Source organism: Brevundimonas sp. SS2672 (assembly GCF_059579685.1).
The window spans coordinates 2,765,691-2,779,476 of sequence record NZ_CM184201.1 but is presented as its reverse complement, the minus strand read 5'-3'; the positions used below and the strand labels follow the sequence as shown (position 1 = coordinate 2,779,476).

Below are 13,786 nucleotides of genomic sequence, written 5' to 3'. Positions count from 1 at the left end.
CCTGTGTTGATCGCACGACGTTGTGCCATTGTGCGGACTGGACCGAGCGGAGGGGGCAGGATGAAACGCGCAGGGTTTGCGGCGGTCGCGACGGCGCTCGTCGCCTTAGGAGCGAACGGAGAGGCTGAGGCGCAGGCGGCCTATCGTCTCTCGCCGATCATGGAGCAGGGGGCGGTGCGCGCCCTGGCGGTCGAATTGCGCTTCATCGGCGAAGCCGACGGCGACACCCTGCTGAACCTGCCGACGGGCGGGGGGCGTGAAGCGACGCTGTTCCGTCATATCGCCGATGTGAAGGCGTCGGGCGCGCAGGTTCAGGCTACGGATGCGCCCGATCGCCTGCGGCTGGTCCACGCCCCAGAGGCCGAGATCCGCGTGACCTACCGGCTCAACTCGGCCTTTGAGGTCGCGCCGTCTGCGGGCGCCGCTGAAGACCGCTATCATCCGATGATCGTGGGCGACTGGTTTTCGGTGCTGGGCCGGGCGGCCTTCATCCGGCCCGACTGGAGTTCCGACACCCCCGCCAGCTTCGCCTGGCGCGGCTTCTCTTCGGACTGGACCCTGGCGTCCGATCTGGAGCATGGCGATCTGCGTCTGGGCGATATCGACCAGGCGATCCTGCTGGGCGGGACGGACCTGGCGGTGACGCGGTTGGGGGCGGAGACGGCGTCGACGCGGATCGCCCTTCTGGGCGATTGGGACTTCGATCGCGCCCGTTTCACGGATGACCTATCCCGCATCATGACCGCGACACGCGCCTTCTGGGGCGTGGAGGCCCGGCCCTTCCTGGTCGCCTTGACGCCGCTGCGAGCCGAGGCCGGGGCCTATAGTTTGAGCGGGACGGGACTGGCTGACGCCTTTTCGGTCTATGCGTCCACGGACGCCGAGGCGGAGGATCTTGCACCGTTGCTGGCCCATGAACATTTCCACAGTTGGATGCCGCTGGCCGTGGGCGGGCTGGATCAGGAGCCGGAAGCGCTCGGCTATTGGCTCAGCGAAGGCTTCACGGATTTCTATACCTTGCGGATGTTGGTGCGCGCCGACGTCGTGTCGGTGGAGGAGGCGGTGCGCCACTTCAACGACGGGCTGGAGGCCTATTGGACCTCGCCGGTCCGCGCACGGCCCAACGCCGAGATTCCGGCGCATTTTTCATCCGACACGGGGTTTCAGCGCCTGCCCTACCAGCGGGGCGCGGCGCTCGCCGCCCTCTGGGATCATCGCCTCAGGGTCAGCGGGACGGCAGCGGGCCTCGACGATGTTCTGCGCGCCATGGCCGTCGATCAGGCGGGCGGCGACGCGGTCAGCCGCTTCACCCGGGCCATGGCTGCGCGCGGCGTCGATGTGGCGCCGGACCTGAAGCGTCATGTCGAGAACGGCGAAATGGTCGTCCTGCCGTCGGATCTGCTTGAACCATGCGGGCGACTGGAGATGGTCGAGCGCGCCCTGTTCCATCGCGGCTTCGATATCGACGCGACCATGGCGGCCGATAGCGTCGTGCAGGGCGTCGACCCGTCGGGACCCGCCTTCGGCGCCGGCCTGCGCGACGGGATGAGACTGGTGCGACGCGAGGGCGTGCTGCGCAACGATCCTGATCTGGAGATCATCTATCGCGTCGCGACCGCCGAGGGTGAGAAGGTCGTCGCCTGGCTGCCCCAAGGACCCGAACGCGTGACGATGCAGAGGCTCGTCGCCTCGCCTGAGGCGGAGGGCGAGCGGCGTGCGCAATGCCGCCTCGCCCTGGCGGGTCTTCAGGAGGCGAGCCCGCCCCGTTGATCAGGCGACCAGGCGCGGCCCTCGTGAGGCGCCGGCGGCGACGGAGCGGTCCAGGCGGAAGCGGCCGACCTGCTGGTTCAGGCTGACGGCTTCATTGGCCAGCTGACGGGCGGCGGCGGTGGCCTCCTCGGTCATGGCGGCGTTCTGCTGGGTGATGTCGTCCATCTCGCCCATGGCGCGGCGGACGCGGGCCAGGCCGTCGGACTGTTCCTGGGCCGAGCCGGCGATGCCGCCCGCCAGGCCGTCGACGGCCGAGACCTTGGCGCCGATGCGCTCCAGCGCCGCGCCGGTGCGCTCGACCAGGTCGACGCCGCGCGCCACCTGGGCCGAGGAGGTGGAGATCAGCGTGCGGATCTCGCCGGACGCCTCGGACGAGCGCTGGGCCAGGGCGCGCACTTCCTGGGCCACCACGGCGAAGCCGCGCCCGGCGTCGCCGGCGCGGGCGGCCTCGACCCCGGCGTTCAGCGCCAGCAGGTTGGTCTGGAAGGCGATCTCGTCGATCAGGCTGGTGAAGCGGCCGATCTCGCTCGAGGATTCGGCGATGGCGTGGATGGCGCTGACGGCGTCGCCGACCACCTGGGTCGTGTGCTCGACATCGGCGCGGGCGGCGGCCAGGGCCTCGGCGGTCTGACGCGCGCCGTCGGCGGTCGAGGCGACCTGGCGGGCGATGGCGTCGGCTTCGGCGACCGTGCGCTCCAGGTTGGCGGCCTGACGCTCGGTGCGGCTGGCCAGATCTTCGGAGGCGACGGCCAGTTGGCTGGAGCCGGCGCTCAGGCTTTCGACGCTGTCGGCCACGGCCCGGACGGCGGTGCGCAGGGCGCGGGTCGCGGCGTGGAAGTCGTTCTGCAGCGAGCGGTATTCCTCGGGGAAGACGTCCGGGATGGTCACGGACAGGTCGTTGTCCGCCAGGCTGTGCAGGGCGGCGCCCAGGGCGCGCACGACCTCGGCCTGACGCGCTTCGGCGGCGGCGTGTTCGGCCTGCACCCGGTCGCGCTCCTCCTGCAGGGCGTCCAGGTAGATGGAGATGGCCAGATCCATGTCCAGCATGACCCGCTGGTTCAGTTCGGCCACGGCCTCGGCGGTGATGCGGTCGTGTTCGCGGCGATTGGCGAACAGCTTCCTGGGCCGCTCGATGATGGCGCGGGTCAGATGGGCCAGGAGGATGCTGTAGCCGCCGATGTACCAGCGCGGTTCCAGACCGATGCGGGCGTGGACGCGGCCGATGGTGCGCACCGAGGCGGCGTAGTCCTCGTCCGCGCGGCCCTCGATGATGGCGTCCCAGTGCTGCTGCTGGGCGTTGCTGGCGGCGGCGACATGGCCTTCGTCACGGAAGAAGCGGCGGGTCTCCGGCTCGGCGCGCACCCTGTCGTAGAAGGCGGCGAGGGCCAGGGGGATGGAGCGGCGCAGCAGGCCCGAGATGGCGCTGTAACCGGCGGACGGCCGACCCAGCCCCATGAAATGCATGCGGCGGTCGATCTCGTGGGAAGCCATGACGCAGACTCGTTTCAACGACGGGGCGAGGGGAGAGCCCCAATACCCCTTGTCGCCAAGAGGGTATTGTCCGGGTTAAGCCGAGATTGCGTAGATTTCCTTAATCCGCGCCGAACCGGCGACGGCGTCATCGGCGGCCGTCATATAAAGACATCCTTATGTCTTGATTGCTCCCGTGGCCGCGCCGCGCTATAGCGGCGACAATCCCCCGACAGTGGCCGAAAGACATTTCAGCATGACCGACTACATCGTCCGCGACATCTCCCTGGCCGATTTCGGCAACAAGGAAATCGCCATCGCCGAAACCGAAATGCCGGGCCTGATGGCGCTGCGCGACGAATACGGCGCCGCCCAGCCGCTGAAGGGCGCCCGCATCGCCGGCAGCCTGCACATGACCATCCAGACGGCGGTGCTGATCCAGACGCTGGAAGCCCTGGGCGCCGAAGTGCGCTGGGCCTCGTGCAACATCTTCTCGACCCAGGACCACGCCGCCGCCGCCATCGCCGCGTCGGGCACGCCGGTCTTCGCCTTCAAGGGCGAGACCCTGGTGGAGTACTGGGACTATGCCCACAAGATCTTCGAATGGGCCGACGGCGGCTACCCGAACCTGATCCTGGACGACGGCGGCGACGCCACCCTGCTGTGCGTGCTCGGCCCGAAGGCCGAGAAGGACGCCAGCGTCCTGGACAACCCGCAGAACGAGGAAGAGGAAGCCCTCTTCTCGGTCATGAAGCGCTATCTGAAGGAGAAGCCGGGCTTCTACTCGGCCATCCGCGACGCCATCGGCGGCGTGTCGGAAGAGACGACCACGGGCGTCCACCGCCTGTATCAGATGGCCGAGCGCGGCGAGCTGCCCTTCCCCGCCATCAACGTCAACGACAGCGTCACCAAGTCGAAGTTCGACAACCTGTACGGCTGCCGTGAATCGCTGGTCGACGCCATCCGTCGCGGCACCGACGTCATGCTGTCGGGCAAGGTCGCCGTGGTCTGCGGCTACGGCGACGTGGGCAAGGGCTCGGCGGCCAGCTTGCGCAACGGCGGCGCCCGCGTGATCGTCACCGAGATCGACCCGATCTGCGCCCTGCAGGCGGCGATGGAAGGCTATGAGGTCCAGACCCTCGAGGACGTCGCCGACAAGGCCGACATCTTCGTCACCACCACGGGCAACAAGGACGTCATCCGCGTCGAGCACATGCGCGCCATGCGCAACAACGCCATCGTCTGCAACATCGGCCACTTCGACTCCGAGATTCAGGTCGCGGGCCTGAAGAACTTCAAGTGGGACAAGATCAAGGATCAGGTCCACCACGTCGAGTTCCCGGACGGCAAGAAGATCATCCTGCTGTCGGAAGGCCGTCTGGTGAATCTGGGCAACGCCACGGGCCACCCGTCGTTCGTGATGTCGGCGTCCTTCACCAACCAGACGCTGGCCCAGATCGAGCTGTGGACCAACGCCAAGGCCTACGACAACAAGGTCTACACCCTGCCCAAGCACCTGGACGAGAAGGTCGCCTTCCTGCACCTGGCCAAGCTGGGCGCCAAGCTGACGACGCTGAACCAGGAACAGGCCGACTACATCAATGTGCCGGTCGAGGGTCCGTTCAAGCCGGAACACTACCGCTACTGATCAGGCGAGCGCCTGAATGAAGGACCCCCGCGCCGGCGACGGTGCGGGGTTTTCTTTTCTGGCCTGCCTGCCGCCCCGCGCACCGCGCTCCTACGCCGTCATCCTCGGGCTTGACCCGAGGATCCAGCAAACGCGACATCCTTCACGACCGGCGCGCGGAAGCTTTGCGCATCCATGCTTGAGCGTCGAAGGGCTGGGTCCTCGGGTCAAGCCCGAGGATGACGGTGGGAGGGGATGACGGGCGGAGCCCTAGGCCGCGACGTCGCGGGGATCGAATTCGTCGGGCCCCCGGCCCATCAGGCCGGTCTCGAAGTCCATGAAGATGTCGATCAGCTCCTCGACGCCCACCGGGGGCGCCTTGGGGCTGAATCGGAAGCGCCAGAAGCTGACGATGTGCTGCACCGCCCCCAACTGGTCGCCCAGCCGGGTGAACAGGGCCGGCGCCTCCAGCAGGAAGTCGCGGAAGGCCAGCGGATTGCCCTCGCGCGTCAGCCCCGCATAGGCGTCGTCGTAATAGCGCAGGGTGCGGCTGACCTCTTCGCAGGTCTTCATGATGCGGCCGCGCAGCACGGCCCGGCCCCGGGCGATATAGTCCTTGGCGGCCTGGTCGCTGGGGCCGGCGGGCCGGATCGTTCCCACTTCATCGGCGACATGGACGATGTCGGCCATCAGGCTGCTGAGCGACCACTTGTAATAGAGAAAGCCCTTCCAGCAGAAGACGCCCTCCTGATACTGCTCGGGCTCCAGCTTCAGCGTCAGGCGCAGCGCTTCCAACCGGTCGCCGGGGGCGTTGGACAGGATCTTCGAGGCCATGCGGGCGGTCGATCCGGCGGCCACGACTCCGTCGCCGATGCTGAGGGTGACCAGGGGCTCGATCTCCTTCTGGACGAACTCCAGCATCCGCTCCAGGTCGGCTTCGCTGAGGGCGAAATAGCAGGGCGCCGCGTCCACCCCGCCGCGCCGCAGCTGTTCGCGCAGCAGGAAGGGGTCCAGCGACGGCAGCTGATCCATCAGCCGCAGGGTCTTCAGATCCGGATGGTCGGGATCGACGCCGAAGGCTTCGTGCATGGCGCGCTCGAAGCCGATCTGATTGACGAAGATGAAGCGGCCGCCGGTCTTCAGATCGGTGCTGTCGATCGGCACCACGATCTTGGTCGCCACCTGACGGCGGCCGGGGAAGGCGTCGGTCTCGTTGCGCCGCAGCCGGTGCTTGATGATCAGGCAGCGATTCAGCGCCGGATTGCGCAACATGGGCCGCTCGGCCCAGTCCTCGCTGTCGCCGTGCTCGTCATAGACCTTGAGCAGGTTCAGCACGCGCGCGGTCGAGGCGGTGCGGCGCAGGTGTTCAAGATTGCGAATGGCGCGATCGGTCATGGCGGCCACCCTGCCAGCCAAAAATGACCAACGGCTTAGTTTGGCGCAGGTCAAAAAAACGGGCCGCTTCCTTCAAGGAGGCGGCCCGGTCAGTCGGGGAGGAAACTGAAAAGGGATCAGAAGGTCGTCGTCACAGACAGCCACAGACGACGCGGCTCCTGGTTGTTGGCGTATTCCGGCGAATAGGCGACGGGCGTCCCGTAGGGGGCCAGGCGCACGAAGTCCTTGTCGAACAGGTTGTAGATCGCCGCATTGACCGTCACGCGGTCGTTGACCTCGTACGAGCCGCCGATGTGGAACAGCTCATAGGCCTTGAAGTCGCCCAGGGCGTCGCGAGCGGCGCCCGCGCCGCGCCAGCGCTCCGAGCGGTACTCCCCGCGCACCCAGGTCGACAGGCGGTCGGTGGCCTGCCAGCGCAACTGGGCGTTGACCATGTGCTCGGGCGTGTCGGTCAGGGGCTGGCCGGCCTGCGAACCGGTCTTCTGCTCGCTGTCGGTGTAGGTGTAGTTGCCGTGCAGGCTCCAGGCCTCAGCGAAGCGCCAGCGGGCGGCGAGCTCCAGACCCTGGGTCGTGGCCTCGTCGATGTTCACGCTCTGGCCGAACTCGGGAATGGCCGACCAGAAACCGACGTCGACGCAACCCGTCTTGGAGTAGTCGCTGGCGTCATACTGGGCCTGGGTCAGGCCGAAGGTGCAGTTGGCGACCGGCTGGCCCGAGGCGATCTTGTCCTCGAAGTCGTTGCGGAAGACGGTGGCGTTGGCGCGGAAGGTCGAGCCGTTGTCGAAATAGACGCCGAACTCATAGGCCACGCTGGTTTCCGGGGTCAGGCCGGGGCTGCCGATCAGCGGCAGGGCGCCCTGGCGGCCGAAGCCGTTGATGCCGGGGGTCAGCTGTTCCAGGCGCGGGGTCTTGTAGCCGCCGCTGACGCCGCCCTTCAGGGTCCATTGCTCGTTGGCGTTCCAGACCAGATAGGCGCGCGGGCTGACGTGGTCGCCGAAGCTGGAGTGGTCGTCGTAACGAAGCCCGACCGTCAGGGCCAGGTCGTCGCGCAGCCGCCATTCGTCCTCGGCGAACAGGGCCCACTGCTCGAAGGTGAAGTTGCCGGCCGCCACGCCGTCGGTCATTTCAGCGTCCATATACTGGCCGCCGACGGTGAAGGTGTGGTTGCGCCACTGGCTGTTCAGCTTGGTGTCGAACAGGGTGGTCGTGGTCTCCAGGGTGCGGTCGTCGCCGGCGCCGGGAACGCCGCGCGGGATCAGGCGGCCCAGCGTCTCGGTCTTGTTGTGCGACAGGGTCGATTCCAGCGTGCCGAAGCTGAGGCGCCAATTGTGCGCCAGCAGGTACTGTTCGCGGTTGAACTCCAGGAAGTCCTTGTAGCCGCCGGCGACGGTGTTGGTGCCCATCTGGCCCTTGGCGTTGTCGTACCACTGGCTGGCGGCGTCGACGTCCAGCCACAGGTCGTGGTCGGCGTTCGGCGTCAGGCTGAGGCGGGCGCCCAGGGTCCAGATCTCATAGGCGGTGGCGCTGCGGCCGAAACCGGTGACGTCGACCTCATCGCCGTTCACGTCGCGGTATTTCAGGTCCGACTGCTCGCGTTCGGACCACGAGCCGCGCAGGGCCAGGCCCAGGCGGTCGGCGATCAGCGGACCCGAGGCGTAGCCGTTGATCCCCCAGAAGTCGCCGAACTCGTCGTCGCCCTGCAGCGTGTAGTTGGCCGAGGCGGAGCCGGTCCAGGCGTCGCCGACCTTGCGGGTGATGATGTTGACCACCCCGCCCATCGCGTCCGAGCCGTAGAGGGTGGCGACCGGGCCGCGCACCACCTCGACCCGCTCAATGGCTGAGACCGGCGGCAGGAAGCTGGTCGAGGTCTCGCCGAAGCCGTTGGGCGTGACGCTGCCGGCCGTGTTCTGGCGGCGTCCGTCGATCAGGATCAGGGTGTAGTCCGAGCCCATGCCGCGGATGTTGATGGTCTGGCCGCCGGTCTTGCCGACGCCCGAACCCGTGTCGACGCCCTCGATGTTGTTCAGGATCTCGGCGATCGAGGTGGCGCGGATCTCTTCGATCTCCTCGCGCGGCAGGACGCTGATCGAGGCGGGCGCCTGGGTGATCTTCTGCTCGAAGCCCGAGGCGGTGACGACCACGTCGGCCACCTGATGGCTCTGCTCCAGGATGTCAGCAGCCTCGTCGGCCAGGGCGGGCGCCGCGGCCCCGACGGTCATCAGGGCGGTGGCGGCCAGCAGGGACGAGCGGCGGGACGTGCGGAAGCAGGACATGGGAGCGGGGCCTTTAGAAATGAGAACGCCTCTCAACAGCGTTCGCATTCTCAGCGCAATGGGGGTGTGCGAATAGGTCGCATTTGCGCCGCGCTTCCGACACGTCTGGCGCGGAAATGCGGTCGGGCCTAAGAAGCGGGCATGGACATCATCGACATCCTGATCCTCATCGCCGTGGCCGCCGTCGCCGTCACCCTGGGCCTGGGCCTCTACAATCTGAAGCGCGGGGGCGAGGGGGCCAGCGTCCGGTCCAACAAGCTGATGCGGTTGCGTGTCGCCTTGCAGGCGGTGGCGGTGCTGCTGCTGATGATCGGCATGTGGCTGAAGCGCACCCACGCGGGCTGAGGTCGGACAGGAACAGGGGAGGGCGCGCCATGGTGACGCTGAACAAGATCTACACCCGCACCGGCGACGCCGGTCAGACGCGGCTGGCGTCGGGCGCGCCCGTGTCCAAGACCGATGCGCGGGTCGAGGCCTATGGGACGGTGGACGAGCTGAACGCCGTCATCGGCGTGGCGCGCCTGAACAGCGGCCAGAACGATCGCATCGACGCCATGCTGGGCCGCATCCAGAACGAGCTGTTCGACCTGGGCGCCGACCTGGCCACGCCGATGGAGCCGGCGCCCAAGTGGGAGGCCCTGCGCATCATCGCCTCCCAGGTCGAGCGGCTGGAGAACGAGATCGACTGGATGAACGACTGCCTCAAGCCGCTGGACAGCTTCATCCTGTCGGGCGGCTCGCCCCTGTCGGCGCATCTGCATCTGGCGCGCACGGTCTGCCGCCGGGCGGAACGGGACGCGGTGCGCCTGGTCGAATCGGGCGAGGCGGTGAACCCGGACGCCGTCCGCTATCTCAACCGCCTGTCGGACCTGTTGTTCGTCGCCGCGCGGCGCGCCAACGCCAATGGGGCCGGCGACGTCCTGTGGCGCCCCGGCGCGACGCGCTGAGGCGAAGGCCTTATTGAGACTGCAGCGCCTGGACCCGCTTGCGCTCGGCCTCGGTGGCGGCGGTGCGGGCGCGCTTCTCGGCGTTGACCTGGTCTTCCAGCACCAGCAATTCCTGATTGGCCTTGTTCGAGGCCTCGGCCCGCGTCGTCCCGGCCGGGCGGCCGGTGATGTCGGGGATGTAGATGGGCTGGGCGCAGATCCGGGTCTCCAGATCGTACCAATAGCCCTTGGCGGCGCAGCGATCGCCCGGATCGACCCAGAAACGCTGGAGGACGAATACGCCCGCCAGCGTCACGGCGAACAGGCTGAAGAAGATGATGCTGAGGCGACGGATCGTCAGAAAGCGTTTCATGCGGGTCTCATAACCGAAAATTGGCCGCTGGACACGAACACAGTTCACGTAGCGTTACGTTGACAGGCCGGTTTCGTCGGTCCAATCCCTCGGCCGACATTTCGACGACCAAGTGGATAGGCTCATGAAGGTACTCGTCCCGGTGAAACGGGTGATCGACTCCAACGTCAAGGCGCGCGTCAAGGCGGACCAGACCGGCGTCGACCTCGCCAACGTCAAGATGAGCATGAACCCCTTCGACGAAATCGCCGTCGAAGAGGCCGTGCGCCTGAAGGAAGGCAAGGAACACCATGCCGCAGGCACGGCGACGGAAATCGTCGTCGTCTCCATCGGCGTGACCCAGGCCCAGGAAACCATCCGCACGGCCCTGGCCATGGGCGCCGATCGCGGCATCCTGGTGCAGTCGGACACGGACCTGGAGCCGCTGGCCGTCGCCAAGGTGCTGAAGGCCGTGGTGGACGAAGAGAAGCCGGACCTGGTGCTGCTGGGCAAGCAGTCGATCGACGGCGACAACAACGCCGTGGGCCAGATGCTGGCCGCCCTGCTGGACTGGCCGCAGGCCACCTTCGCCGGCAAGCTGGCGATCGAAGGCGGCAAGGCTGTAGTCACTCGTGAAGTCGACGGCGGCCTGCAGACCGTCTCGGCCGAGCTGCCCGCCGTGGTCTCGGTCGACCTGCGCCTGAACACGCCGCGCTATGCGTCGCTGCCGAACATCATGAAGGCCAAGAAGAAGGAGATCGCCGTCAAGGCGGTCGCCGACTACGGCGTCGACACGGCCGACCGCCTCAAGGTGCTGAAGGTGACGGAGCCGCCGAAGCGTTCGGCGGGCGTCAAGGTCGCCGATGCGGCCGAACTGGTTTCCAAGCTCAAAGACGCAGGGGTTCTGTAATGGCCGTTCTCGTCATCGCCGACCACGACGGCTCGGTCGTTCGCGACACTACCCACAAGACCGTGACGGCCGCCCTGGCGCTGTCGTCCGACGTGGATGTTCTGGTCCTTGGCAAGGGCGCGCAAGGCGTGGCTGACGCCGCCGCCAAGATTTCGGGCGTGCGCAAGGTGCTTCTGGCCGAAGGCGACGCCGTCGCCCACGGCCTGGCCGAGGCCGTCGAGGCCACCGTCCTGCCGCTGGCCGGGAACTACGACGCCATCCTGACCCCGGCCAACACCGACGGGAAGAACTTCGCCCCGCGCATCGCCGCCAAGCTGGACACGGCGCCGATCTCGGACATCGTCGAGGTCGTCTCGGCCGATACCTTCGTGCGCCCGATCTATGCGGGCAACGCGCTGGAGACGGTGCAGTCGGCCGACGCCAAGAAGGTCATCACCGTGCGCCCGACGGCCTTCGCCGCCGCCGCCGAAGGCGGTTCGGCCCCAGTCGAGAGCGTCGCCGCCGGCGAGGCGCCCAAGACCGCCTTCGTCTCCGAGGAAATGGTCAAGTCGGACCGCCCCGAACTGGGCGCCGCCAAGATCGTCGTCTCGGGCGGCCGCGCCCTGGGCTCGGCCGAAGAGTTCCACGCCGTCATGGACCCCCTGGCCGACAAGCTGGGCGCCGCCGTCGGCGCCTCGCGCGCGGCGGTCGACGCGGGCTACGCCCCCAACGACTATCAGGTCGGCCAGACCGGCAAGGTCGTGGCCCCGGCCCTCTACATCGCCATCGGCATCTCGGGCGCCATCCAGCACCTGGCCGGGATGAAGGACTCCAAGGTGATCGTCGCGATCAACAAGGACCCCGACGCCCCGATCTTCCAGGTCGCCGACTACGGCCTGGTCGCCGACTACAAGACCGCCGTGCCGGAACTAATGGCCGCCTTGGGCTAAGGGCGCCGCAGACTGAGTTGAAGCGCGCCGGATGGGAAACCGTCCGGCGCGTTTTCTTTTATCGGCCTTCTACATCCGCTCATCCCGGCGGACGCCGGGATCCAGTAAGAGCTACGCGCTCAACCGTGGAAATCCCCCTAGGCTTCCTGCCCGGCGCCTGAAGCCAAAGCACTGGATCCCGGCGTCCGCCGGGATGAGCGGAGAGGGGTTGGCCAAAGCTGTGGATGGGGCCAAACACGTCCCATGACCGCCCGCATTCCCGTCAAGCTGACCCCGCGCGCCGCCGCCGACCGCATCGACGGCTGGGACGTCGACCCGGACGGCCGTCCGGTGCTGAAGGTCCGCGTCCGCGCCCAGCCGGTGGAGGGCGAGGCCAACGCCGCCCTGACCGCCTTCCTGGCCAAGACCCTGGGCGTGCCCAAGCGCGACGTGACCCTGGCGCGCGGCGGCCAGTCGCGTCTGAAGATGATCGAGGTCGACGGCCTGACCGACGCGGAGGTCCGCGCGCGCCTGCCCGCCGACTGAGCGCGCGACTGACTTTGCCGCGAGCGCGGCTTTTAGAGCTTTACCCTGACGGAAACACGGGATTGTATACGCGCCGTTGTCTGCCCGCAGTTCGCGGGCGCGAGGGGGCTCGCCCATGTTGTTCAGTCGCCTGCGGGGGCCAAGCCTCGCTGTTCTCACCTGCGCGCTCGGCGCGCTCAGCCTGTCGGCCTGCGCCACGACCGGCGACGCCGCGCCCAAGACCGAGACGGCCTCCGCCTCTTCGTCCAGGGATCGGACCATGGCGCCGGGCCTGGACGGCTGGGCCAATCAGGACCCCTATCCCTCGACCTATCGCGGCCTGCCGCGCCAGAACATGGCCATCGTCGGCGCCACGGTGCTGACCGGCGCGGGCCAGAAGATCGAGGGCGGCGTCGTCGTCGTCACTGACGGCCGCATCGCCGCCGTCGGCGGCGCGGACACCCCGGTCCCGGCGGGTCACCAGGTGGTCGACGCGCGCGGCCGCTTCGTCACGCCCGGCATCATCGACATTCACAGCCACCTGGGCGTCTATCCCTCGCCCGGCGTGCAGGGCATGAGCGACGGCAACGAAGCCACCAACCCCAACACGGCCCAGGTCTGGTCCGAACACTCGATCTGGCCCCAGGACCCCGGCTTCAACACCGCCCGTGCGGGCGGGGTGACGACGATGCAGATCCTGCCTGGTTCGGCCAACCTGTTCGGCGGCCGCGGCGTGACCCTGCGCAACGTGCCGTCGGTGACGATGCAGGGGATGAAGTTCCCGAACGCCCCCTACGGCCTGAAGATGGCCTGCGGCGAGAACCCGTCGCGTGTCTACGGCTCGCGCAACCAGTCGCCGGCCACCGGCATGGGCAATGTCGCGGGCTATCGCGCCGGCTTCATCGCCGCGCGCGACTACAAGGCCAAGTGGGACAAGTGGCGCGAGACGGGTGAGGGCGCGCCCCCGACCCGCAACCTCCAGCTTGAGACCCTGGCGGGCGTGCTGGACGGTTCGATCCTGATCCAGAACCACTGCTATCGTGCCGACGAAATGGCGGTGATGCTCGATGTGGCCAAGGAGTTCGGCTACAAGGTCACCACCTTCCACCACGCGGTCGAGGCCTACAAGATCGCGCCCCTGCTGGCCCGTGAAGGCGTCTGCGCCGCCATGTGGACCGGCTGGTGGGGCTTCAAGATGGAGGCCCTGGACGGCATCGAGGAGAACGCCGCCCTGACCGACGCGCCCGAGGGCTCGTGCGCCGTCATCCACTCGGACGACGCCGAACTGATCCAGCGCCTGAACCAGGAAGCCGCCGCCGCCCTGTCGGCCGGTCGGCGCGCCGGGATGAACATCTCCGAAGAACACGCCATCGGCTGGATCACGCTGAATGCGGCCAAGTCCATCGGCATCGACAAGGAAACCGGCTCGCTGGAGAGCGGCAAGCGCGCCGACGTGGTGATCTGGAGCGCCGATCCCTTCTCGATCTACGCCCGCGCCGATCAGGTCTTCATCGACGGCGGCCTGGCCTTCGATCGCCAGAACCCCGCCTTCCAGCCCGTGTCCGATTTCGAACTGGGCCAGCCCGGCTTCGGCCAGGCCGCCGCCGGCGTCGCCCAGGGAGCTCGCTGA

The 13,786-nt window shown here is 68.0% G+C and carries 12 protein-coding genes; 8 read left to right on the top strand and 4 right to left on the bottom strand.

What is annotated here, in order from left to right; translation table 11 throughout:
• Positions 1–60: 60 nt before the first annotated feature.
• Positions 61–1,770, top strand: a complete 1,710-nt coding sequence (locus AC52GN_RS14005) for a M61 family metallopeptidase (RefSeq protein WP_496527485.1) — start codon at positions 61–63, stop codon at positions 1,768–1,770.
• Here AC52GN_RS14005 and AC52GN_RS14000 read toward each other — a convergent pair whose 3' ends face one another.
• Complete coding sequence (locus AC52GN_RS14000) at positions 1,771–3,261, bottom strand: methyl-accepting chemotaxis protein (RefSeq protein ID WP_338577147.1); 1,491 nt, start codon at positions 3,259–3,261, stop codon at positions 1,771–1,773. It abuts the gene before it with no gap.
• 235 nt (positions 3,262–3,496) lie between these two features.
• On the opposite strand from AC52GN_RS14000, the gene ahcY reads away from it, so the two are divergent.
• Positions 3,497–4,888 carry an adenosylhomocysteinase gene (ahcY, locus tag AC52GN_RS13995; RefSeq protein WP_496527484.1) on the top strand — a complete coding sequence of 464 codons (1,392 nt, stop codon included), beginning with the start codon at positions 3,497–3,499 and terminating at the stop codon, positions 4,886–4,888.
• Between the two features lie 249 nt (positions 4,889–5,137).
• Here the strand turns inward: ahcY and AC52GN_RS13990 are convergent, their stop codons facing one another.
• Both AC52GN_RS13990 and AC52GN_RS13985 read right to left on the bottom strand, forming a co-directional pair.
• Positions 5,138–6,262: a hypothetical protein gene (locus tag AC52GN_RS13990; RefSeq protein WP_496527483.1), complete on the bottom strand. Its 1,125-nt coding sequence runs from the start codon at positions 6,260–6,262 to the stop codon at positions 5,138–5,140.
• A gap of 116 nt (positions 6,263–6,378) precedes the next feature.
• The gene (locus AC52GN_RS13985) at positions 6,379–8,535 is read right to left on the bottom strand and encodes a TonB-dependent receptor domain-containing protein (protein ID WP_496527482.1); all 2,157 of its coding nucleotides are present in this window, start codon (positions 8,533–8,535) and stop codon (positions 6,379–6,381) included.
• A gap of 141 nt (positions 8,536–8,676) precedes the next feature.
• On the opposite strand from AC52GN_RS13985, the gene AC52GN_RS13980 reads away from it, so the two are divergent.
• A complete protein-coding gene (locus tag AC52GN_RS13980) occupies positions 8,677–8,880 on the top strand; it encodes a twin transmembrane helix small protein (protein ID WP_312219866.1) in 204 nt (67 codons plus the stop codon).
• A 29-nt stretch (positions 8,881–8,909) separates the two neighbouring features.
• Entirely contained in the window at positions 8,910–9,482 is a 573-nt protein-coding gene (locus AC52GN_RS13975) for a cob(I)yrinic acid a,c-diamide adenosyltransferase (RefSeq protein WP_338577138.1), read from the top strand.
• Positions 9,483–9,492: 10 nt separating this feature from the next.
• On the opposite strand, the gene AC52GN_RS13970 is transcribed toward AC52GN_RS13975, so the two are convergent.
• On the bottom strand, positions 9,493–9,834 hold the full coding sequence (locus tag AC52GN_RS13970; protein WP_452112279.1) for a hypothetical protein: 342 nt from the start codon (positions 9,832–9,834) through the stop codon (positions 9,493–9,495).
• A gap of 124 nt (positions 9,835–9,958) precedes the next feature.
• On the opposite strand from AC52GN_RS13970, the gene AC52GN_RS13965 reads away from it, so the two are divergent.
• The 4 genes from AC52GN_RS13965 (at position 9,959) to AC52GN_RS13950 (ending at position 13,786) form a co-directional block, all read left to right on the top strand.
• A complete protein-coding gene (locus tag AC52GN_RS13965; protein ID WP_496527481.1) occupies positions 9,959–10,723 on the top strand; it encodes an electron transfer flavoprotein subunit beta/FixA family protein in 765 nt (254 codons plus the stop codon).
• Positions 10,723–11,652 (top strand): electron transfer flavoprotein subunit alpha/FixB family protein, encoded by a 930-nt coding sequence (locus AC52GN_RS13960; protein WP_496527480.1) that lies wholly within the window; start codon positions 10,723–10,725, stop codon positions 11,650–11,652. The genes AC52GN_RS13965 and AC52GN_RS13960 overlap by 1 nt, the downstream gene beginning before the upstream one ends.
• A gap of 243 nt (positions 11,653–11,895) precedes the next feature.
• The gene (locus AC52GN_RS13955) at positions 11,896–12,177 is read left to right on the top strand and encodes a DUF167 domain-containing protein (RefSeq protein ID WP_496527479.1); all 282 of its coding nucleotides are present in this window, start codon (positions 11,896–11,898) and stop codon (positions 12,175–12,177) included.
• A 115-nt stretch (positions 12,178–12,292) separates the two neighbouring features.
• Positions 12,293–13,786 carry an amidohydrolase gene (locus tag AC52GN_RS13950; RefSeq protein WP_496527478.1) on the top strand — a complete coding sequence of 498 codons (1,494 nt, stop codon included), beginning with the start codon at positions 12,293–12,295 and terminating at the stop codon, positions 13,784–13,786.